The sequence below is a fragment of the Achromobacter sp. MUI-25009338 genome (assembly GCF_057359325.1).
In genome coordinates this window covers 2,280,776-2,301,207 of the sequence record NZ_CM170627.1, presented here as the reverse complement: position 1 = coordinate 2,301,207, position 20,432 = coordinate 2,280,776, and the positions used below count along the sequence as shown (strand labels likewise).

The 20,432-nt window shown below is 68.6% G+C and carries 21 protein-coding genes and 1 pseudogene; 11 read left to right on the top strand and 11 right to left on the bottom strand.

What is annotated here, in order from left to right; all coding sequences use genetic code 11:
* Positions 1-187 precede the first annotated feature (187 nt).
* Positions 188-595, top strand: coding sequence for a hypothetical protein (locus tag AC1IQ6_RS10990; protein WP_485866315.1), 408 nt, complete (start codon positions 188-190; stop codon positions 593-595).
* Here AC1IQ6_RS10990 and AC1IQ6_RS10985 read toward each other — a convergent pair.
* Positions 559-1,875 carry an RsmB/NOP family class I SAM-dependent RNA methyltransferase gene (locus AC1IQ6_RS10985; RefSeq protein ID WP_485866566.1) on the bottom strand — a complete coding sequence of 439 codons (1,317 nt, stop codon included), beginning with the start codon at positions 1,873-1,875 and terminating at the stop codon, positions 559-561. The genes AC1IQ6_RS10990 and AC1IQ6_RS10985 overlap by 37 nt on opposite strands.
* A gap of 511 nt (positions 1,876-2,386) precedes the next feature.
* Positions 2,387-3,043, bottom strand: coding sequence for a phosphoribosylglycinamide formyltransferase (gene purN, locus AC1IQ6_RS10980; RefSeq protein ID WP_111825526.1), 657 nt, complete (start codon positions 3,041-3,043; stop codon positions 2,387-2,389).
* A gap of 110 nt (positions 3,044-3,153) precedes the next feature.
* Here purN and AC1IQ6_RS10975 point away from each other — a divergent pair, with 110 nt between their 5' ends.
* The 4 genes from AC1IQ6_RS10975 (at position 3,154) to coaBC (ending at position 8,813) form a co-directional block, all read left to right on the top strand.
* On the top strand, positions 3,154-4,119 hold the full coding sequence (locus AC1IQ6_RS10975; RefSeq protein ID WP_102772127.1) for a bifunctional riboflavin kinase/FAD synthetase: 966 nt from the start codon (positions 3,154-3,156) through the stop codon (positions 4,117-4,119).
* Positions 4,109-6,970: an isoleucine--tRNA ligase gene (gene ileS, locus AC1IQ6_RS10970; protein WP_479731537.1), complete on the top strand. Its 2,862-nt coding sequence runs from the start codon at positions 4,109-4,111 to the stop codon at positions 6,968-6,970. The genes AC1IQ6_RS10975 and ileS overlap by 11 nt, the downstream gene beginning before the upstream one ends.
* 2 nt (positions 6,971-6,972) lie before the next feature.
* Positions 6,973-7,497, top strand: a complete 525-nt coding sequence (lspA, locus tag AC1IQ6_RS10965; RefSeq protein ID WP_102772129.1) for a signal peptidase II — start codon at positions 6,973-6,975, stop codon at positions 7,495-7,497.
* A 116-nt stretch (positions 7,498-7,613) separates the two neighbouring features.
* The gene (coaBC, locus tag AC1IQ6_RS10960; protein WP_102772130.1) at positions 7,614-8,813 is read left to right on the top strand and encodes a bifunctional phosphopantothenoylcysteine decarboxylase/phosphopantothenate--cysteine ligase CoaBC; all 1,200 of its coding nucleotides are present in this window, start codon (positions 7,614-7,616) and stop codon (positions 8,811-8,813) included.
* Between the two features lie 77 nt (positions 8,814-8,890).
* Here the strand turns inward: coaBC and AC1IQ6_RS10955 are convergent, their stop codons facing one another.
* A complete protein-coding gene (locus AC1IQ6_RS10955) occupies positions 8,891-9,784 on the bottom strand; it encodes a cation diffusion facilitator family transporter (protein WP_102772131.1) in 894 nt (297 codons plus the stop codon).
* A 13-nt stretch (positions 9,785-9,797) separates the two neighbouring features.
* Positions 9,798-10,085 carry a double zinc ribbon domain-containing protein gene (locus tag AC1IQ6_RS10950; protein ID WP_485866314.1) on the bottom strand — a complete coding sequence of 96 codons (288 nt, stop codon included), beginning with the start codon at positions 10,083-10,085 and terminating at the stop codon, positions 9,798-9,800.
* Positions 10,086-10,310: 225 nt separating this feature from the next.
* Between AC1IQ6_RS10950 and AC1IQ6_RS10945 the strand changes: the two are divergent.
* Positions 10,311-11,366, top strand: a pseudogene (locus AC1IQ6_RS10945) (PDDEXK nuclease domain-containing protein).
* Positions 11,367-11,456: 90 nt separating this feature from the next.
* On the opposite strand, the gene AC1IQ6_RS10940 reads toward AC1IQ6_RS10945, so the two are convergent.
* From AC1IQ6_RS10940 to AC1IQ6_RS10920, 5 genes are all read right to left on the bottom strand, one after another.
* The gene (locus AC1IQ6_RS10940) at positions 11,457-12,443 is read right to left on the bottom strand and encodes a Bug family tripartite tricarboxylate transporter substrate binding protein (RefSeq protein WP_102772133.1); all 987 of its coding nucleotides are present in this window, start codon (positions 12,441-12,443) and stop codon (positions 11,457-11,459) included.
* A 72-nt stretch (positions 12,444-12,515) separates the two neighbouring features.
* Positions 12,516-13,214: an AroM family protein gene (locus tag AC1IQ6_RS10935; protein WP_485866313.1), complete on the bottom strand. Its 699-nt coding sequence runs from the start codon at positions 13,212-13,214 to the stop codon at positions 12,516-12,518.
* A complete protein-coding gene (locus tag AC1IQ6_RS10930; protein ID WP_485866312.1) occupies positions 13,211-14,140 on the bottom strand; it encodes a DUF1177 domain-containing protein in 930 nt (309 codons plus the stop codon). The genes AC1IQ6_RS10935 and AC1IQ6_RS10930 overlap by 4 nt, the downstream gene beginning before the upstream one ends.
* A complete protein-coding gene (gene pepE, locus AC1IQ6_RS10925; RefSeq protein WP_209165331.1) occupies positions 14,137-14,841 on the bottom strand; it encodes a dipeptidase PepE in 705 nt (234 codons plus the stop codon). Before pepE ends, AC1IQ6_RS10930 begins: the two co-directional genes overlap by 4 nt.
* Positions 14,842-14,872: 31 nt before the next feature.
* Complete coding sequence (locus tag AC1IQ6_RS10920) at positions 14,873-15,640, bottom strand: IclR family transcriptional regulator (RefSeq protein ID WP_111824799.1); 768 nt, start codon at positions 15,638-15,640, stop codon at positions 14,873-14,875.
* A 159-nt stretch (positions 15,641-15,799) separates the two neighbouring features.
* Here AC1IQ6_RS10920 and AC1IQ6_RS10915 point away from each other — a divergent pair, with 159 nt between their 5' ends.
* Together AC1IQ6_RS10915 and AC1IQ6_RS10910 are read left to right on the top strand one after the other, a co-directional pair.
* On the top strand, positions 15,800-16,003 hold the full coding sequence (locus AC1IQ6_RS10915) for a hypothetical protein (RefSeq protein ID WP_479731533.1): 204 nt from the start codon (positions 15,800-15,802) through the stop codon (positions 16,001-16,003).
* Positions 16,000-16,401 carry a type II toxin-antitoxin system VapC family toxin gene (locus tag AC1IQ6_RS10910; RefSeq protein WP_479731532.1) on the top strand — a complete coding sequence of 134 codons (402 nt, stop codon included), beginning with the start codon at positions 16,000-16,002 and terminating at the stop codon, positions 16,399-16,401. Before AC1IQ6_RS10915 ends, AC1IQ6_RS10910 begins: the two co-directional genes overlap by 4 nt.
* 29 nt (positions 16,402-16,430) lie before the next feature.
* Here AC1IQ6_RS10910 and AC1IQ6_RS10905 read toward each other — a convergent pair whose 3' ends face one another.
* Positions 16,431-17,471 carry a metal-dependent hydrolase gene (locus AC1IQ6_RS10905; protein ID WP_485866311.1) on the bottom strand — a complete coding sequence of 347 codons (1,041 nt, stop codon included), beginning with the start codon at positions 17,469-17,471 and terminating at the stop codon, positions 16,431-16,433.
* Positions 17,472-17,589: 118 nt separating this feature from the next.
* Here AC1IQ6_RS10905 and AC1IQ6_RS10900 point away from each other — a divergent pair, with 118 nt between their 5' ends.
* From AC1IQ6_RS10900 to AC1IQ6_RS10890, 3 genes are all read left to right on the top strand, one after another.
* On the top strand, positions 17,590-18,228 hold the full coding sequence (locus tag AC1IQ6_RS10900; RefSeq protein ID WP_102772140.1) for a DedA family protein: 639 nt from the start codon (positions 17,590-17,592) through the stop codon (positions 18,226-18,228).
* Positions 18,229-18,241: 13 nt separating this feature from the next.
* Positions 18,242-18,706 carry a hypothetical protein gene (locus tag AC1IQ6_RS10895; RefSeq protein WP_485866310.1) on the top strand — a complete coding sequence of 155 codons (465 nt, stop codon included), beginning with the start codon at positions 18,242-18,244 and terminating at the stop codon, positions 18,704-18,706.
* Between the two features lie 90 nt (positions 18,707-18,796).
* Positions 18,797-19,447: a dUTPase gene (locus tag AC1IQ6_RS10890; protein ID WP_102772142.1), complete on the top strand. Its 651-nt coding sequence runs from the start codon at positions 18,797-18,799 to the stop codon at positions 19,445-19,447.
* On the opposite strand, the gene AC1IQ6_RS10885 is transcribed toward AC1IQ6_RS10890, so the two are convergent.
* Positions 19,444-20,394, bottom strand: a complete 951-nt coding sequence (locus AC1IQ6_RS10885; RefSeq protein ID WP_485866309.1) for a LysR family transcriptional regulator — start codon at positions 20,392-20,394, stop codon at positions 19,444-19,446. The two genes, AC1IQ6_RS10890 and AC1IQ6_RS10885, sit on opposite strands and share 4 nt — an antisense overlap.
* Positions 20,395-20,432 lie beyond the last annotated feature (38 nt).

The window sequence follows — 20,432 nt, the reverse complement described above, 5'->3', positions numbered from 1 at the left end:
CCTACTCGCGACCATAAAAGACGAGCGCGAGGCCAGGCCCTGCGACCCTGCATCTACCCTGTAACAAGGGTAGCGCAATCGCCGGGACAAGTGGTTTGGGCCAGGTTTTGGCATTAAAGTTCCTGTCAGCCGCGCGGCCGCGCGCCCTGCCGTCCGCCACGCCCCGACTGTCTCTTTTGCCCCACTGATGTTGCCGAACAAACCCCGCTTCAAAATACGTCCCCATTTTACTTGCGCCCTGGCCCTGGTGGGCGCCGGCCTGTCCGCGCCCGCCGCGTCGCAGACGCTGAAGCCGGGCGACGTGGTGGTGCTGGCCTCTTATTACGAGATCCGCGGGTCGGACTGCCTGGCCCTGCGCGCGCCGCGGCTGTCCATCACCCTGGCGCCGCGCCTGGGCAAGGCCAGCGTCATGCAGACGCGCGGCCAGTCGGGCGCCTCCGGGCGCTGCGCCTACAAGACGGTGCCCGTGTCGCAACTCGTGTACCAGGCCGACCGGCCGGGCCAGGATTCCCTGGCCTGGGAGGTGAAGTACCAGGACAAGACGCTCGGCACCCGCCGCTACAGCGCCACGGTGGGCGTCACGCCGGGTTCCTGATCCGACGCCTGCGCCGCCTCGGCCGATTCCTCGGATTCGGCTACGGCCCCCTTTTTCTTGCGCTCGAACACCGCGGCGAAGAAGCCGTCGGTGCCGTGCACGTCGGGGCGCAGCTGGACATAAGGGCCGTCGAGCTGAAGGTTCTCGCAGCGGGCCGCCAGGATGGCGGCGGCGTCCAGGCGTTCGAAATCGGGGTGGCTGGCCAGGAAACGCTCGGCCTGCACCTCGTTTTCCTCGGCCAGCAGGCTGCAGGTGGCGTAGACCAGGCGGCCGCCGGGCGCCACGCAGCGCGCGGCGCTCTTGAGGATGCGCTCCTGCAACTGGCCCAGCTCGGCCAGCGCCTCGGGGTGCTGGCGCCATTTGAGATCGGGATTGCGGCGCAGCGTGCCGATGCCGCTGCACGGGGCGTCGACCAGCACGCGCTGGGCCTTGCCGGCCAGGCGCTTGACGCGGGCATCGTTCTCGTTATCGATGACGACCGGCACCACGTTGGACAGGCCGCTGCGCGCGAAGCGTGGCTTGGCGCGCGCCAGGCGCGCCGCCGACACGTCGAAAGCGTACAGGCGGCCGGTGGAGCGCATCAGCGCGCCCAGCAGCAGCGTCTTGCCGCCCGCGCCGGCGCAGAAATCGATGATCATCTCGCCGCGGCGCGGCCCGACCAGCAGCGCCAGCAGCTGGCTGCCCTCGTCCTGCACCTCGATACTGCCGTTTTCGAATTGCGGCCAGCGGTTGATGGCCGGCCGGCCGTCCATGCGGATGCCCCAGGGCGAATACGGCATAGCGACGGGCTGGTAGCGGCCGGCGCCCTGCTGCAGCTCGGCCAGCATGGCGTCGCGTTCGGCCTTCAGCGGATTGACGCGCAGGTCCAGGCTGGCCTGGCGGTTGAGCGCCTCGATCAGCGTTTCGGGACTGTCCATCGCGCCCAGGCGCTCGTCGAGCCAGTCCGGGATGCTGCCGCGCACCGCGCGCGGCAGCGTCGCCAGGTCGATCTGCGACACGCGCCGCAGCCACTCGGCCTCGGCGGCGTCCAGGCCTTCGGCCAGCTCGCCGGCACCCAGCGTGGCCGCCAGGCCCAGGATGGCCAGGCGGCGCGAGGCCGGGCCCACGCCGCTTTCGCCGAACTGGCGGTAGCGGCGCAGATGGCGCAGCACGTCGTAGACGGCCTCGGCGACCTCGGAGCGGTCGCGCGCGCCCAGGTTGGGATGGCTGCGCAGCCAGTGCGACAGCGCCGCGTCGGCCGGGTGGGTCCATTGCAGGATTTCGCCCAGGGCGCGCTGCACCTGCTCGATCCGGATGGCGGCGTACGGCTGGCGCGGACGGTTGTACTGGGGCTTCTGCGGCGCGCGGGCCTCGCCGCGCGGGGCGTCGTGGGGACGCTGGCCGGGACGGCCTTCGCGGCGCTCGGCGCCATAGGAGGCGCGCTCGGCGCCATAGGAGGCGCGCTCGCCGCCGCGCGGTGCGTCGTAGGACGGACGCTGGCCGGGGCGGCCTTCGCGGCGCTCGGCGCCGTAGGAGGCGCGCTCGCCCTGCCGCTCGTCGCGGCGTTCTTCGCGCCTGCCGTCGGGACGGCCTTCGCGCCGCTCGTCGCGGCGACCGTCGCGGCCGCGCTCCAGCGCCTGCCGGGCCTCGCCCTTGGGGCGCGAAAAGAAGCTCCGGCCGTCGCGGCCTTCGGCGGCGCGCGGGGCGCCGGCCGGACGGGAACGCGGGGGTTGGGATTTAGTCATGGCGTATTCCAGTGGGGCGGAGGTTTTCCGCCCGGTAAATGCATTGCAGCGCGCGTTGCGCGGACGGTCAGGCGGCCGGCGACCAGGTGAACAGGCGCTCGGGATCGCCCGCCACGTTCACGCGGTGGTCGCTCGTCAGGGTAACCCGGCCTTCGGCCAGCCAGCGCACCGCCGCCGGGAAAGCCTGGTGCTCGACCGTCAGCACGCGCTCGGCCAGCGCTTCCGGCGTATCGCCGGCCAGCACCGGAACGCAGCCCTGGGCGATGATGGGGCCGTGGTCCAGCACCGGGGTCACGAAATGCACCGTGCAGCCGTGCACCCGCACGCCGGTGGCCAGCGCCTGGGCGTGGGTGTGCAGGCCGGGGAAGGCCGGCAGCAGCGAAGGATGGATGTTGACCAGCCGGCCCGCATAATGGTTGACGAAGCCCGGCGTCAGCACGCGCATGAAGCCGGCCAGGATGACGTAATCGGGCTCGTAGCGGTCGATCTCGGCGGCCAGCGCGGCGTCGAAGGCCTCGCGGCTGGCGTAGTCCTTGTGGAACAGGGCCGCGGTGGGAATGCCCTGGTGGGCGGCCCATTCCAGGCCGGCGGCGTCCGGCCGGCTGGCGATCACGGCGGCCACTTCGGCCGGCCAGCCCTGGTCGCGGCACGCTTCGGCCAGCGCCCGCATGTTGCTGCCCCGCCCCGAGATCAGGATGACCAGGCGGCGCTTGGTGGTAGATATTTCCGGCAAGATAAGGAATTCCAAGGGAAATCGGGTTTGTGCGCGCGAGTCCCGCGCGATTTGGGCGGGATGGGAACAAACCCGGAATCCAAAATTGTAAACTCTCGCTCGTGAAACCATCGCTGCATATCTACCGATCCCTGCCCCCGCCCGAGCGGCGCGCCCCGTGCGCGCTGACGATCGGCAATTTCGACGGCGTCCATCGCGGACACCAGGCCATGCTGGCGCGCGTCTGCCAGGTCGCGAGCGAACGCGCGCTGGCGCCCGCCGTCATGACCTTCGAGCCGCATCCGCGGGAATATTTCGCCACGCTGCACCAGCGCCCGGAACTGGCGCCCACCCGGATCTCCGGGCTGCGCGACAAACTGGCGGCGCTGGCGCGCTACGGCATCTCCCAGGTCGTGGTCGAGCGTTTCAATGCCCGCCTGGCCGAGATGTCGGCCAACGCCTTCATCGAACAGCTGCTGGTGCAGGGCCTGCACACCAGATGGCTGCTGGTGGGCGAGGATTTCCGCTTCGGCCACAAGCGCAGCGGCGACATCGACCTGCTGCGCGAAGCCGGGCTGCGCCACGGCTTCGAGGTGCAGACGCTGGCCGACGTAACCGACCAGCACGGGCACCGCATCTCCAGCTCGGAAGTGCGCACCGCGCTGGCGGTGGGCGACCTGGAGCGCGCCCGCCACCTGCTAGGCCATCCGTATCACATCAGCGGCCACGTCATACACGGCCAGAAGCTGGGCCGCACGCTGGGCTTTCCCACCATGAACCTGCGCGTGGCCGAACGCTGCGCCGCGCGCTCGGGCATTTATGTGGTGCAGGTCCACGGCCTGGGCGAGCGCGCCCTGCCCGCGGTGGCCAGCCTGGGCGTGCGCCCCACGGTCGAAGACCGCGGCCGCGTGCTGCTCGAGGCGCACCTGCTCGACGAGACCATCAACGCTTACGGTAAACTCGTACGCGTCGAATTCCTGCAAAAGTTGCGGGACGAAGAAAAATTCCCTGACCTCCCTTCCCTGACTGCCGCCATCGCCGAAGACGCGCGAAACGCGCGCGCCTATTTTGCCGTCCATGGACTATAAAAAGACCCTCAACCTGCCCGATACCCCTTTCCCCATGCGGGGCGACCTCGCCCGACGCGAGCCCGCCTGGATTTCGCAGTGGGAGGAAAACCACGTCTACCAGGCGATCCGCGCCGCCAGCCGCGGCCGCCCGCGTTTCGTGCTGCACGACGGCCCGCCCTACGCCAACGGCGACATCCATATCGGCCACGCGGTCAACAAGATCCTGAAGGACATCATCGTCAAGAGCCGCAACATGGCCGGCTATGACGCGCACTACGTGCCGGGCTGGGACTGCCACGGCATGCCGATCGAAATCCAGATCGAGAAAAAGTACGGCAAGCACCTGCCGGTGGCCGAAGTCCAGTCCAAGGCCCGCGCCTACGCGCTCGAACAGATCGACCGCCAGCGCAAGGACTTCAAGCGCCTGGGCGTGCTGGGCGAGTGGGATCGTCCCTACATGACGATGAACTTCAGCAACGAAGCCGACGAGATCCGCGCGCTGGGCCGCATCCTGGACAAGGGCTACGTCTTCCGCGGCCTGAAGCCCGTGAACTGGTGCTTCGACTGCGGCTCGGCCCTGGCCGAGGCCGAGGTCGAATACGCCGACCGCGTCGACCCGGCGGTGGACGTGGCCTTCCCGTTCGCCGAACACGCCAGGCTGGCCGCGGCCTTCGGCCTGGATTCGGTGGACGACGGCGCCATCGTCATCTGGACCACCACGCCCTGGACCATCCCGTCCAACCAGGCGCTGAACGTGCATCCCGAAATCGAATACGCCCTGGTGCGCGTGTCGCCGGCGCCCAAGTTCGGCCCCCTGCTGCTGATCGCCAAGGAACGCGTCGAGGATTGCCTGAAGAGCTGGGAGCTGGAAGGCGAAATCATCGCCACCGCCCCGGGCGCGGCGCTGTCCGAGATCCAGTTCCGCCATCCGCTGGCGCAGTTCGAGGCCGCCTACGACCGCAAGGCGCCCGTCTACCTGGGCGACTACGTGACCGCCGACTCCGGCACGGGCGTGGTGCACTCGGCCCCGGCCTACGGCATCGAGGACTTCATCTCGTGCAAGGCGCACGGCATGAAAGACACCGACTTCATCAGCCCGGTGATGGGCGACGGCAAGTATGCCGACAGCCTGGCGCTGTTCGGCGGCCTGTCGATCTGGGACGCCAACCCCAAGATCGTCGAGGCGCTGAAGGAAGCCGGCGCGCTGATGCACGTGGAAAAGCACAAGCACAGCTACATGCACTGCTGGCGCCACAAGACGCCCATCATCTACCGCGCCACCAGCCAGTGGTTCGCCGGCATGGACGTAGCCCCCAAGGACGGCGGCCCGACCCTGCGCGAATCGGCGCTGGCCGGCATCGACGCCACGGCCTTCTATCCGGCCTGGGGCCGCGCCCGCCTGCACGCCATGATCGCCAACCGTCCGGACTGGACCCTGTCGCGCCAGCGCCAGTGGGGCGTGCCGATGGCCTTCTTCGTGCACAAGGAAACCGGCGAGCTGCATCCGCGCACCATCGAATTGCTCGAACAGGTGGCGCAGCGCGTCGAAAAAGGCGGCATCGAGGCCTGGCAGGCGCTGGACCCGCGCGAACTGCTGGGCGACGAGGCCGACCAGTACGAGAAGAACCGCGACACGCTGGACGTGTGGTTCGACTCCGGCAGCACGCACGCCACGGTGCTGGGCGGCAAGGACGGCGCTTTCGCCGGCTCGCACGGCGCCGAACTGGGCTGGCCCGCCGACCTCTACCTGGAAGGCTCGGACCAGCACCGCGGCTGGTTCCATTCCTCGCTGCTGACCGGCTGCATGCTTTACGGCCAGCCGCCCTACAAGGCGCTGCTGACGCACGGCTTCGTGGTCGACGGCCAGGGCCGCAAGATGAGCAAGTCGGTGGGCAACGTGATCGCCCCGCAGAAGGTGTCCGACTCGCTGGGCGCCGAAATCCTGCGCCTGTGGGTGGCCTCCACCGACTACTCGGGCGAACTGTCCATCTCCGACGAGATCCTCAAGCGCGTGGTCGAAGGCTACCGCCGCATCCGCAATACGCTGCGCTTCCTGCTGGCCAACCTGGCCGACTTCGACGCGGTGTCGCAGGCCGTGCCCTACGGCGAACTGTTCGAGATCGACCGCTACGCGCTGGCCATGACGGCGCAGATGCAGGCCGAGGTTCAGGCCAACTACGAACGCTATGATTTCCACCCGGCCGTCGCCCGCCTGCAGACCTTCTGCTCGGAAGACCTGGGCGCGTTCTACCTGGACATCCTGAAGGACCGCCTGTACACCTCGGCCGAAGACAGCCGCGCCCGCCGCTCGGCCCAGACCGCGCTGCTCGACATCACCCAGACGCTGCTCAAGCTGATGGCGCCGATCCTGTCGTTCACGGCCGAAGAAGCCTGGAAGGAACTGGTCGACTCCGCCCTGAAGAACCAGGCCGACGCCGCCCGCACCACGATCTTCACCGAGGTCTACCACGCGCTGCCGCCGTACGCCGACGCCGAAGCGCTGACGGCCAAGTGGACGCGCCTGCGCGCCATCCGCGCCGAAGTCCAGCGCAAGCTCGAAGAAGTGCGCACGGCCGGCGACATCGGTTCGTCGCTGCAGGCCGAGGTCGACCTCTACGCCAGCGGCGCGGACCGCGAACTGCTTGCCAGCCTGGGCGACGACCTGCGCTTCGTGCTGATCGTCTCGCGGGCCACCGTGCACGCCGGCGAAGGCGAGACCCGCATCGAAGTCACGCCCTCGGCGCACAAGAAGTGCGAGCGCTGCTGGCACTGGCGCCTGGACGTGGGCCAGGACGCGGATCATCCCGAGATCTGCGGCCGCTGCGTGTCCAACCTGTTCGGCTCGGGCGAAGCCCGCGACAAGGCCTGAACATGGCCGGGCCCGCCCCCACCGGCGTCCAGTCCGGCACCCGCCCCGCGCCCGCGCGCGTGGGGCGCTGGCTGGCCATCGCGCTGGCCATCATCGTGCTGGACCAGCTGACCAAGATCTACTTCAACACCGCGTACCAGTACGGCCAGCGCGTCAACCTGCTGCCGTTCTTCGACTTCACCCTGGTGTACAACCGCGGCGCCGCGTTCAGTTTCCTGGCGTCCGAGGAAGGCTGGCAGCGCTGGCTGTTCACCGGGCTGGGCTGCGTGGCGGCCGTGGTCATCACCATCATCCTGCGCCGCACCCACGGCCAGCCGCGCTTCTGCCTGGCGCTCACGCTGATCCTGGGCGGCGCCATCGGCAACGTCATCGACCGGGTGGTGCATGGCCACGTGGTGGACTTCCTGCTGTTCTACTGGAACAACTGGCAATTCCCCGCCTTCAACCTAGCCGACGTCGGCATCACCTGCGGCGCCGTGCTGCTGGTGCTGGACGAACTGCTGCGCTCGCGCAAGCCGCAAGCCTGAGTTTCGCCGCGTTTGATCCCCCCTGAACGGATGGCGAACGGCGCGATGCCGCAATGCAGAATAAAATCACTGTCCGTTCCTCGTTTACGCGGCGCTTAACCCGCCGCCCCGCCCCCATGCTCGACCTCGCCCGCAAACGCATCGTCCTCGGCCTGACCGGGGGCATCGCCTGCTACAAAATCGCCGAGCTGGTGCGGCGCATGACCGAACAGGGCGCCACGGTCGACGTGGTGATGACCGAGGCGGCCACGCACTTCATCACGCCCGTCACCATGCAGGCCCTGTCGGGCCGCCCGGTGTTCGTGGACGCCTGGGACGCGCGCGTGCCCAACAACATGGCGCACATCGACCTGACACGCGGCGCCGACGCCGTGCTGATCGCGCCCGCCAGCGCCGATTTCATGGCCAAGCTGGCCCACGGCATGGCCGACGACCTGCTGTCCACGCTGTGCCTGGCGCGCGCTTGTCCGCTGCTGGTCGCGCCCGCCATGAACCGCGAAATGTGGGCCAACCCGGCCACGCAGCGCAATGTCGCACAACTGCGCGCCGACGGCGTCAGCGTGCTGGGACCCGCCGCCGGCGAACAGGCTTGCGGCGAGACCGGCGACGGCCGCATGCTGGAAGCGCACGAACTGCTGACCGACCTGATCGCCTTCTTCCAGCCCAAGCTGCTGGCCGGCCGCCACGTGCTGCTGACCGCCGGCCCCACGTCCGAGCCGGTGGACCCGGTGCGCGTGCTGAGCAACCGCTCCTCGGGCAAGACCGGCTACGCGCTGGCGCGCGCCGCGCGCGAGGCCGGCGCCCGCGTCACGCTGATCACCGGCGCCACCTTCCTGCCGGTGCCGCGCGGCGTCACCGCGCTGTCGGTCACCACCGCGCGCCAGATGCACGATGCGGTAATGGCCAGCGCGGCCGACGCCGACATCTTCATCGCCGTGGCCGCCGTGGCCGACTGGCGCGTGAAGAACGTCAGCACCCAGAAACTGAAAAAGACCAGCGAGGGCGGCGGCGCCCCCGTCATGGAGTTCGAACCCAATCCCGACATCCTGGCCGAAGTCGCCAAGCTGGCCGACGGCCCCTGGTGCGTGGGCTTCGCGGCCGAAACCGAGAAGCTGGCCGAGCACGCCGAAGCCAAGCGCGCGCGCAAGGGCATCCCCCTGCTGGTGGGCAACCTCGCGCACAAGGTCATGGACGCCGACACCACCGAACTGGTGCTGTTCGACGAACAGGGCGTGCATCCCCTGCCCGCCGCCGGCAAGCTGGACGCGGCGCGCCGCCTGATCGCCGAGATCGCGGCGCGGGTGCCGCCGAAGTAGTCCTCTGCGCACTCAAAAAAAAACGCCAGGCGTCGCGGCCTGGCGTTTTTGTTTGCGCGCCCGCGCCGCGGCCGCGCTCAGTGTATGTGCTCCTGCGCCGAGCGGTCGTCACGCTCCATCTGCAGCGTCGTATGATGCAGGTCGAAGTCCTGCTGCAGGCGGTCTTCGATGGCGCGGCGCACCGCTTCGCCGTCGGCCCCCGGCTCCAGCACCACATGGCCCGTCAGCATCGGATTGCTCTGCGTCACCGCCCACAGGTGGATGTCATGGATGGCGGCCACGCCGGCCGTGCCGGCGATGGCGTCGCGCACCGCCTGCAGGCTCATGCCCGGCGGCACGCCTTCGAGCAGGATGTTCACGCACTCGCGCAACAGCGTCCAGGTGCGCGGGAACACCATGAAGCCGATGCCCACCGCCAGCGCCGAATCCACCCAGCGCCAGCCCGTGAACCAGATCACCACGGCGCCGACGATCACGCCTATCGAGCCCAGCATGTCGGCCCACACTTCCAGGTAGGCGCCCTTCACGTTCAGGCTTTCGTCCTTCGCGCTTGCCAGCAGCCGCATCGCGATCAGGTTGACGATCAGGCCGACCACGGCGACGGCCAGCATCCCCACGGACTGGATATCCGACGGCGCCGACAGGCGCTGATAGGCCTCGTACAGGATGTAGAACGCGATGCCCAGCAGCACCAGCGCATTGACCGCCGCCGCCAGGATCTCGAAGCGGGCGTATCCGTAGGTGCGCATCAGGTCCGCCGCCTTGCGGCCCGCGCGGATCGCGACCAGCGCCAGCAGCAGGGCCATGGCGTCGGTCATCATGTGCATGGCGTCGGAAATCAGCGCCAGGCTGCCCGTCATGATCCCGCCGACGATTTCCACCAGCATGAAGGTGCTGGTCAGGCCCAGCGCGATCCAGAGGCGGGATTCGGGTAAGGTGCGCACGTCGCCGTGCTGATGGCTATCGCTCATTGGTGTCCGCGGATCAAGGCTGGTTCGACGGCGCGACGGCGGTGCCGCACTGCGCGCAGAAACCCGCTCCGGCAGCGATGGCCGCGCGGCACTGTGAGCAAGCCAGCGGCGCCAGCGAGACGCCGCATTGCGAACAATAGCGCCCGCCCGCGGCCTGGGAGGCGCCGCAACCGTTGCAGACGACGGCGGCGCCCTGCGGCGCGCCGCCATTGGCCCCGCCGCCGCGACGGTCATAGCCATAATGGCCGCCGTACCCGTGATGCCCGGCGCGCCCGCCCAGCAGATGTTTCAGTATGCCCATATCAGCCTCCGAGCCGCGATCGCGGCGTATTGCCAGGCATCATGACAAAGCCTGAAGCAGCTTCAGAGTCAAGGGCAGAGTACGACGACAGTGCCCCGAGGCGAGTATTCGTGGTGCGGTGGCGGCGCCCCCGGAAATGGGATGAATCTGTCACTCGGCCAGGCCCTGCAGGCCCCTCCGACCTCCATACCCCCCTATCATCGGCCCAAAACATGGAGGAATGACATGATCGGACACAAGCCGCCTGCGGCGTCGACAGTCCTGATCGGCGACATCCGTACGCTGATCGAGGCATCACGGCAGCGCGCCGTCTCGACCGCCAACGCCGAACTGACCTTGCTGTTTTGGCGTATCGGCCACCGCATCCATACGGAGGTTCTGGCCGGACAACGGGCCGGATACGGTGAGGAACTACTGGCAACCTTGGCCCGGCACCTCGTTCGCGACTTTGGGCAAGGCTTCGCGGAAAAGAATCTACGGCGCATGGTGCAGTTTGCGGCCGCCTAACCTGACGAATCAATTGTCGTGACGCTGTCACGACAATTGAGCTGGTCGCATTTCGTGGCGCTGTTGCCGCTGAAGGATCCGCTCAGGCGGGACTACTATGCACAAATGGCCAGTGCCGAACGCTGGAGCGTGCGGACACTGCGCGAACGCATGGATTCGATGCTGTACGAGCGCACTGCGCTTTCAAAAAAGCCGCATGAAACAATCGCTCAGGAACTGGCGGCCTTGCGCGATACCCGCCGGATGTCGCCGGCGCTGGTGATGCGCGACCCATATATCCTGGACTTTCTGGGCCTGCTGGATAGTTGGCAGGAGGACGAACTGGAAGCGGCGATCATCCGCGAAATGCAGTCCTTTCTGCTGGAGCTGGGCGCTGATTTTTCTTTTCTTGCGCGACAGAAACGCATCCAGATCGACGACGAGGACTTCCACCTCGATCTGCTGTTTTATAACCGCAAGCTGCGCCGACTGGTAGCGGTGGAACTGAAAATCGGCGAGTTCAAAGCAGCGTTCAAGGGGCAGATGGAGCTTTACTTGCGCTGGCTCGACAAGCATGAACGCGAACCTGGAGAAGCCCCGCCGCTAGGCATCATCCTATGCGCCGGCAAAAAGCGCGAGCAGATCGAACTATTGGAGCTGGACAAGTCGGGCATCCATGTCGCCGAATACCTGACCGCCCTTCCACCACCCGCAGTGTTAGCCGAACGGCTACAGCAGGCAACCGAGCGGGCTCGCTCCCAGATCGAGCGCCGCAAGTCCGGCGAACAGCGATGACGGCGGCATTCAGGTTGCGCGAAAAGCCGCCGCCAGACCCGCGATCAAGCCTGGCGCCCTTGCGGACGCTCAGGCGCTGGCGCCTTGCGTTCAATCGAGGCTGATGTTGGCGGCCTTCACGATGTCCGCCCACTGCTGGCGGTCCTTCTCCAGGAACTGGCCGAACTGCTCGGGCGTCATGCCCGTGACCGGCTCCGAACCCAGGCCGGCCATTTTCTCGACCAGGGCGGGTTGCTTGAGCACGTCCTGCAGCGCGGCGTAGTAGGCGGCCAGCACGTCGGCGGGCAGGCCGGCGGGCGCGAACACGCCCTGCCAGGTCGGCATGTCGAAGCCCTTCAGGCCCTGCTCGTCCAGCGTGGGCACGTTGGGCAGCTGCGGCGCGCGCTTGAGCGAGGCCACGCCGATGGCCTTGACCTTGCCTTGCGTGGCCAGCGGGGCCGCGGTGGAGATGTTGTCCATCGTCATCGCGATATGGCCGCCCAGCAGGTCGGTGATGACAGGCGCCGCGCCACGGTACGGCGCGTGCGGCACTTTCACGCCCAGCTTGTACAGCATGGTCTCGGCGATCAGGTGGTTGGAGATGCCCACGCCGGCGGTGCCGTAGGTGGCGGTCGGCGTCTTCTGGAAGTATTCCTTCAGCTCGGCCAGGTTGTTGGCCGGCACGTCCTTGTTCACGATGACCACGTTGGGCTGCACCGCGACCAGCGTGATCGGGGTGAAGTCAGTGGGCTTGTAGTTGGTGCCCTTAGGGTTGAGCACGTGGGTGATGGCCATGGAGCCGGCGGCGCCGATACCGATGGCGTAGCCGTCGGCCGGCGACTGGCTCAAGCGGTACGCCATGATGTTGCCGCCGGCGCCGGCCAGGTTTTCGACCACGACAGGCTGGCCCAGGCGTTGCGACAGCGGGTCGGCCAGCAGGCGGGCCAGCGTATCGGCCGAGCCGCCCGGGGCGAAGCCCACCAGCAGGCGCACGGGTTTAGCGGGCTTCCAGGCGTCGGCGGCCAGCGCCGGCGTGGCGGCAAGCGCCGAAACGGCGAACAGCGCGCCGACGGCGCGGTTTAGGGTACGGCTGAACATAACGAAAAACTCCCTGCGATATTTGATTCACCGAAGGCCCGGCGCGCCAGGCCTTCGGGTAGAGATTGGGTGTCAGACACCCGGACCAAGGATTTGCGCCAGCGTCTGCGCGACGAGGCGGTTGGAGAGCAGGACCGGACGGCCGGACGCCTGGGCCACGGCCGCGCGCATGCGCTCGGCGTAACCCATGCAGTGCATGACGATCAGGTCACAGGAGGCCAGCTCGCGGCCGGCCTGCTCGAAATTTCGCGCCGCCTGCTGCGCGTCGGCCTCATAAGGCGAGGCGTGCGCCACCTGGACGTCGTAAGGCAGCGGCACGGCCATGTGGAAGGCGTCGACCTGCGCGGCCAGCGGCACCACCAGGCCCACCTTGCGGCAGTGCTGCGCCAGCGCCGCGACCAGGTGATCCACGACCTGCTGCGGCTCCACCACCAGCGTGCGCATCGGCGCGATGGCCGTGCCGGTGCACAGCGGCACCAGCACGTCGTAGCCGGCGGCGTCGGCCTGGCTCATGACCTGGGCCAGCCGGGCCTCGGCGGCGGCCGCGTCCAGCTCGATCTGCGAGCCGTCGCGCATGCGCGTGGCGAAGCGGTAGGCGCCCGGCTTGGGCGCCAGCGCGGCCAGCGCCGCCGCGTCCAGGCCGTCCAGCGCGCCGAACTCGTCGACCTGCACGTGCGCGCCCAGCAGCGGCGCGATTTCCGGCACCACGTCGCTGCGCGGCGACTGCCCGATGGTGAAGAACGCCACCCGCCGCCGCGGTTGCGCGCTCATGCCGCGTCTCCGGTTTCGCGGCCCACGGTCTGCAGGTGCGCCATGGAGCCGTAGCGCGATTGCAGCGCGGCCCATTCGGCCTCGTCGAAAAACCTCATGGCGCGCTGGCCGAAGAGCTTGGCGGTTTCGATGCAGAAGCGCATGGCGACGTCGGCGTCCACCGCGTTGGTCACGCCGGTGGCGCAGCCCGGCACCGTGGTCTGGGCGGTCAGCGCCACGCCCACCACGGGCGCGTCGGTGACGATGGTGGGCTGCATCAGCGAATTCACGTGCCACAGGCCGTTTTCGTAGGGCGTGATGTCCTGCGTGGTCAGCGGCAGCGTCACGGGCAGTTCGCCGCTGACCCAGCCCATCACGTCCAGCATCGTCTCGGGAATGCGCAGCAGATAGCCCTGTTTTGCCACCGGCGTCAGCGCCACGCCGCGCTTGTTGACGAGACGGTTGCCGCGCGTGGTGTCGACCGAGAGGATCGCGTCCATGCGCGGATCGACTTCATGCGACATCATCTCGCGCATCGGGAATGGCGAGCGCATCATCGGCACCGGATGATGCGGACGCGTGCCGGCGCGCGGGCAGATATGCGTGCGGATGCGCACCGTGCCGGGCAGCACGTCGCCCTCGCGGGCCATGGCCATCAGCTTGAAAGCCGCCGCGATCGCGACCACCGCGCCGTCGCTGTCGGACACCAGGCCCGTGACGGCCGGGCGCGCGCCGATGCCGCCCAGGCGGCCCACGATGCCCAGCTGCGGCGCCGTCTCGTCGGCGCCCGGGATGACGATGGAAAGGAATTCGGTGGCGGCGCCGTCGCGCTCGAGCCGGGTCACCTCGACTTCGCAGTCGCCGGCCTCGCGCAGCCGCTGCGCCACCGACTCGCCGGTGACGTGGGCGGACGACAGCAGTTCGATCGTGTCGATGACTTGCTTCATGCCTGGACCTCCACCGGACCCGGGCGGAATACGCGCGGTTCCTGCTGGCCGAGGAACAGCGGCGCCTCGTGCGGGCCGATCAGGGTCATCTCGCCGCCGCTCACCCGCAGCCCGGAACCTTCCGGCAGGCCCAGCACCGGCATCGCCGGGTTCAGGGTGCAGAACTCGGCCAGGCGCTGCGCGCGGGTCTCGCCGCGATGGCCCGGCGGATGGGCGTTGGTGTAGTGCGGATTGATCTGGAACGGCAGCAGGCCCAGCGCGTCGAAGCCCTGCGGGTCGGTGATGGGCATGTCGTTGGTGGTGCAGATGGTCGGGCAGCTCAGGTTGGACCCGGCGCTCCAGCCCAGATAGGCCGCGCCCTGGCGGACCCGGCGCGCCACCACGCCCAGCAGGCCCTGGCGGCGCAGCTGGCCCAGCAGATTGAACGTGTTGCCGCCGCCCACGATGATCACGGCGGCGCCTTCCAGCGCGGCCACCGGATCTTCGGCGCGGTGCAGGCCCTGGATGTTCAGGCCGGTGTCGGCCAGCGCCGAGACCACCAGCGCGGTGTAGTCGTCCCAGTTGCGGGTCACGCCCGCGAACGGCACGAACACGGCCGGCGCGCCCGGCGGCAGCGCCGCGATCAATTCGCGGATGGCGGGCAGCGCATGCACCAGATAGCCGGCGTCGCTGCTGGAATTGCTGAGTAGCAGGAGGTTCATGAAAGCGATTTCCGTAAGGAAGTTTGGAGATTCAGGCGAGCCAATAGGGATCGTTCAGTTCGCGGCCCAGCGCCCCCACCTGCTCGAGCACGGTCTGGCGCAACCGCGCGACGCGCTCGGCGTCGACCTGGAAAGACACGAAGGACAAGCACAGGCCGCGCAGCTCGCCGGTGGCGGGATCGCGCAGCGCCGCGGCCACCGCGCCGATACCGGGCATGGCCTGGTCGATGGCGACGCCGCAGCGGTCGGCGCGGACCTGCGCCACCAGGCCGGCCAGTTCGCCCACGGTGGCGGGACAATCGCGTCCCTCCATGGGCAGCGACTGGCCGGGGTCGGCGCCGTACAGCGCCTGGAACTCGGCATCGCTCAGGCGCGACAGCAGCGCCCGGCCCATGGCGGTGCCCGAGGCCGCGCGGCGCGAGCCGGGCGAAGACAGCACCTGCACCGGGTGCGAGCCGTTCAGGCGCTGCAGCACCACGGTCTCGCGCTGGTTCAGGGTGGACAGATAGGCGGTCAGCCCGCTTTCGTCGGACAGGCGCGCCAGCACGGCGCGGCAGGCGTCATCGAGCGGCGTGGCCGCCATGCCGGCGCGCACCGCCTGGGCCAGCAAGGCCCCTGCGCGGTAGCGGCGCGTGGCGGGGTCCTGGTCCAGCAGGCCGTAATGCTGCATCTGGTTGAGCAGGCGCGAAGCCGTGCTCTTGGGCAACGCAAGGCGCGCCGCCACATCGGTGAAGCTCAATTCCGTCGCGCCGTCCGCATACAGCGACAAGACGCGCTGGACTCCGTCGAGAATGCTCATATTAGTTCCGAATTATGGAACTCAAGTTCCTAATAGACGAACAAGAATAAAACACGGGGTGGATGGCGGTCAATACGAAGTGCAATGGGCGGGGTTTCCGGCAGACTGCAGAGACACAAAGGCGGCCCCGCCCTGTGGCCCATGCGAAAAGGACGAACCATGACCATCCCGCCCCCTTCTTCCAAGTCTCGTGACGCGAGGCTGGCCCGCAATGATCCAGGTCAGGCCGCACGCATTCCCGCAGCCGGCCCGGGAAATATCGTGACCTTGCTGGCCGAATGGAGAAACGAAGAACCGTTAGGACCCGAAGACCAGTTCCCCGATCTCGAGGACACACCGATCGGGCGGCAAAACCCGCGATGAGCGCCTATCTGCTGGACACCAATATCATCAGCGTCCTGCTGCGCGAGCCCGATGGCCGGGCCGCGCGCCGTGTCGAGCGGGTCGGCCATCGCCGGGTCTGCACCAGCATCGTCGTCGCGGCCGAACTGCGCTACGGTTGCGCCAAGAAGAACTCCGCCAGATTGCGTGCCAGGGTCGGATGCCTGCTGAACGCGATACCGGTCCTGCCGCTGGACGCGCCCGCCGACGCCAGATACGGCAGCATTCGCGCCCAGTTGGAAGCGGCAGGGGAAACCATCGGCGCCAATGATTTATTGATCGGCGCGCATGCCCACGCGCTCGGCCTGACGCTGGTGACCGGCAACACCCGGGAATTCGAGCGCATTCGCGGGCTGGTCATAGAAAACTGGCTGGCTTGAAATCGGCGCTGCGCTGCGGCGTCCCTTCCCTACCTCTCCGCCATCTCCGCCCACTGCGCCAGCGGCAGCGGCGGTTGTTCGTGCAGGATGCGCGCCAGCACCAGTTTCAATTCGGCCCAGCCGCCGCGCGCGGTGGGCCAGCTCGACGGAGTGACCGGCGTCCAGCCGCCGTCGGCGGCGCGCTGCGCCATCTTGAAGCGGAAGGTGTAGTGGCCCGCCACGCCCATGCGCAGGTCGGTGACGACCAGCGCGTCGCCGATGGCGTCGTAGCGCAGCCAGTCGTCGGTGAACCAGCGCAGCCGCTGGTGCAGCGGCACGCCGGCCAGGGCCTGGCCGAGGTCCAGGTTCAGCGGCTGGCGCAGCCATTCCGGCGGGTCGCGGTCGAACAGGCTGCTGACGGATTCGTAGTAGTGGCCGTCGGCGGTCTTGGCGATGACGCGCCATACCAGGGTGTTGAATGGCATGTTGACCGCGCGCAGTTCGGTGACGGCGATGCCCCGGGCCTGCATCGCTTCGCGCACGCGGTGCTCGGCGGCCATGCGGCCGGCCAGGCCGAAGCCCAGGTAGGCGGTGCTGAACACCAGGGCGGCGGCCAGCAGGCGGCGCGCGCCGCGGGTCATGCCGCAGGCGATCGCCACCAGCACGCCGGCTGCCAGCGGCACGGTGTAGATGGGGTCGATGATGAAGACGGCGGACCAGCTTTCGGGTATGCGCGCCAGCGGCCAGAAGAGCTGGGTGCCGTAGACGGTGAACGCGTCCAGCACGGGGTGTGTGACCAGCACCAGCCACAAGGTGAGGAACAGCCGCCGCCCGCTGTAGGGCGCCTGCGGCCAGTATTTGCGGATCAGCCAGGCGAGCAAGGCGGCCAGGCCGGTCAGGACGAAGACCGAATGCGAGAAGCCGCGATGGTAGGTCATGAGCGAGACCGGGTCGGGGTAGCTCATCAGCACGTCCAGGTCCGGCACGGTGGCCAGGGCCGCGCCGTAGATCAGCGCCCGGCGTCCCTGGAAGCGTCCCATCAGCGCGCCCTGTATTCCGGCGCCCAGCACCGCTTGCGTAACCGAATCCATAATTCCCTGACTGTAGACTTCAACCGTACGGACTAGGGCCTGCGCGTCCGCTCTTGCAGGCGTTAAGATACCCGATTGCATTCAGCTTATTTTCAAGTTTGCCTTTGTGAGCCTATACGTGGACCAATACATCGACCAGATCGCCGCGTTCATCGAGACCAACCAGGCATGGGCGGGTCCGATCACTTTCCTGCTGACGCTGGGCGAGTCCCTGGTGCTGGTGGGCCTCTTCATCCCGGCCACCGCGCTGATGCTGCTGACCGGCGGGCTGATCGGCGCGGGTACGCTGAGCCCGTGGATCGTGCTGGCCTGGGGCATCGCCGGGGCCATCGTGGGCGATGCGCTGTCTTACTGGCTGGGCCGCTGGGCCGGGCCGAACGTGCTGCGCCGCTGGCCGCTGAAGCAGCAGCGCTCCGGCGTCGCGCGCGCCCGCCTGTTTTTCTACCGCTACGGTTTCGCTTCGGTGCTGGTCGGCCGCTTCCTGGGCCCGATCCGTTCCACCATTCCCACGGTGGCCGGGGTGATGGGCATGGCCCACGGCCGCTTCCAGCTGGCCAATGTCATTTCCGCCGCGCTGTGGCTGCCGCTGATGCTGGCGCCGGGCTACATCACGGCGCGCAGCCTGGGCACGGCGGACAACGCGCAGCAGATCGCCATGATGATAGGCGCCGGCCTGTCGGTGCTGCTGGGCGGCGGCCTGCTGGTGGCCATGCTGCGCAAACGCCGCGTGCCGGCTCGCCAGCGCCGCGGCAACTGAACCGGAGAGCTCCATGGCCATCGATGGCGAGCCGAAAGACGGCGATTTCGTGCGCTATATCGAAAACCTGACGCGCGCCGGCGGCGCCGCGCGCGGCAGGGTCGAGGCCGAGCGCGTCGACGCCGGCCAGTTGTCCGACCCCTTCCCCACGCCCGCGCGCAAGCCCGCGGCGGCCGCCCCCGCCGGCCAGGAAGACCCCGCCGCGGACTCGCTGGCGCGGCGCGCGCGCCAGCGCAAGACCGGCATCATCCTGACCATAGGCGGCGTGCTGGCCGGCTGGGCGGCGGCGCGCATCGTGTTCCAGGTGCTGCGCAGCCCGCAGTTCGACCTGGACGAGCTGATGCCCGCGGCCTTCCTGGTTTTCTTCGCGGTGATGCTGTTCAAGGCCGCCGCCGGCGCGCGCAATCCGCGCCGGCCGCCGCTGGCCAAGCTGCCGCCCTTGAAGACCTCCGCGTACCGCAAGGACGGTAGCGCGTGAGGCCGGGACGCGGCGGCAATGGTGCTAACATTTCCGCCGCTGTCCAACAGACCCCACGAACCCGGAGTGAAAGTGAATAACGTAGTCGGATTGAACCAGGCCCAGGCGGCCACGATGCTCAAGTTGCAGGACCACTTGAACAGCATGATCAATCCGGACTGGGTCAACGGCGGCGCCCGTTTCCTGCGGGCCGCCTTCGTCGAATCGGCCGAGGCGCTGGAGCACTACGGCTGGAAATGGTGGAAGAAGCAGACCATCGACCTGCCCCAGGTGCAGATGGAACTGGTGGACATCCTGCACTTCTATCTGTCGCACACCATCGTCGCGGCCGGCGGCAGCGCCGGGCAGGCCGCCGACGCGCTGGTGGCCGATCTGGCCGGACCGGCCTCGGTGTCGCTGGACGGCAAGGCCTACGCGCTGGACACGCTGAACGTGCCCGAGCTGCTCGAACTGATCGGCGGCCTGGCGGTGTGCGGGCGCGCCAGCTTCAAGGTGCTGGAGCAGGCCATGACGGCCTGCGAAATGAGCTGGAACGACGCCTACACGCAGTACGTTTCCAAGAACGTGCTGAACATCTTCCGCCAGCGCCACGGCTACAAGGAAGGCACCTACGTCAAGATCTGGAACGGCGAAGAAGACAACGTCGTGCTGGCGCGGCTGATGTCGGCGCTGGACCCTGCCCAGGCCGATTTCGCCGAACAGCTACAGGCCCGGCTGGAACAGGCTTACGCCGCTCTCTAGGCGCTGCGGGCCACGGGCCCCGCCACCGAATCGATCGCGACGTCCCACACCGACGGCGAACCCACCTGCTGGCGCAGCGCTTCGGTGAAGGCGCGTATCCTGGCGTTGGCGCGCGGCATGGCCCGCAACAGATAAATGCCGCTGTCCGGCGCCGGCGCGGCGTCCCGCAGCGCCAGCTGCACCAGGCGGCCGGCGCCGATGTCCGGGCCGGCCGACCAGTTCGGCATGAGCGCAATGCCCAGGCCTTCCAGCGCGGCCTGGCGCCGCGCGTCGCAATCGTCGCATTCGAGCACGAAGCGGGCGTCCTGCGCCCACAGCCCGCCGCCCACCTCGCGCCAGCCGCGCACGCTGGTGCTATGGCGCCGGTCGATCAGGCGGTGGCGCGCCAGGTCCGCCAGCGTGCGCGGCACGCCGTGCCGCTCCAGATAGGACGGCGCCGCGCAGATCAGGTAGCGGTGGCTGCCGATGCGCTGCCCGATCAGGCTGCTGTCGGGCTGCTGGCCCACTCTGACCACCACGTCCATGCGCTCGACCACCGGGTCCACCACCCGCTCGGTCAGCTCCAGTTCCACGCGCAATTGCGGATGGCGCAGGCCCAGGCGCGGCAGCATGGGCACCACGTAGCGCCGCGCGAAAGCAGGCAGGCAGCTCACGCGCAGCTGGCCCTGGACGCTCTGTTCCAGCGAAATGACCTCGGAACGGGCCTCCGTCATGTCGTGCAGGATCTTCACGGCGCGCTCGTAGAGCACTTCGCCGGCCTCGGTCAGGGCCAGGGCGCGGGTGGAGCGCAGGAACAGCGGCACCTGCAGTTCGGACTCCAGCGCCCCGATCTGGCGCGCCACGGACGAGGCCACCATGCCGCGGCGGCGCGCCACCTCGGAGAAGCTCTGCGCGCGCGCGACGTCGACGAAGATCGACAGGTTTTCGGCGAATTTGACGGCTTTCATTTGTGCATATGGCGCAAAAGGCTTTGGCGTGTGGCGCG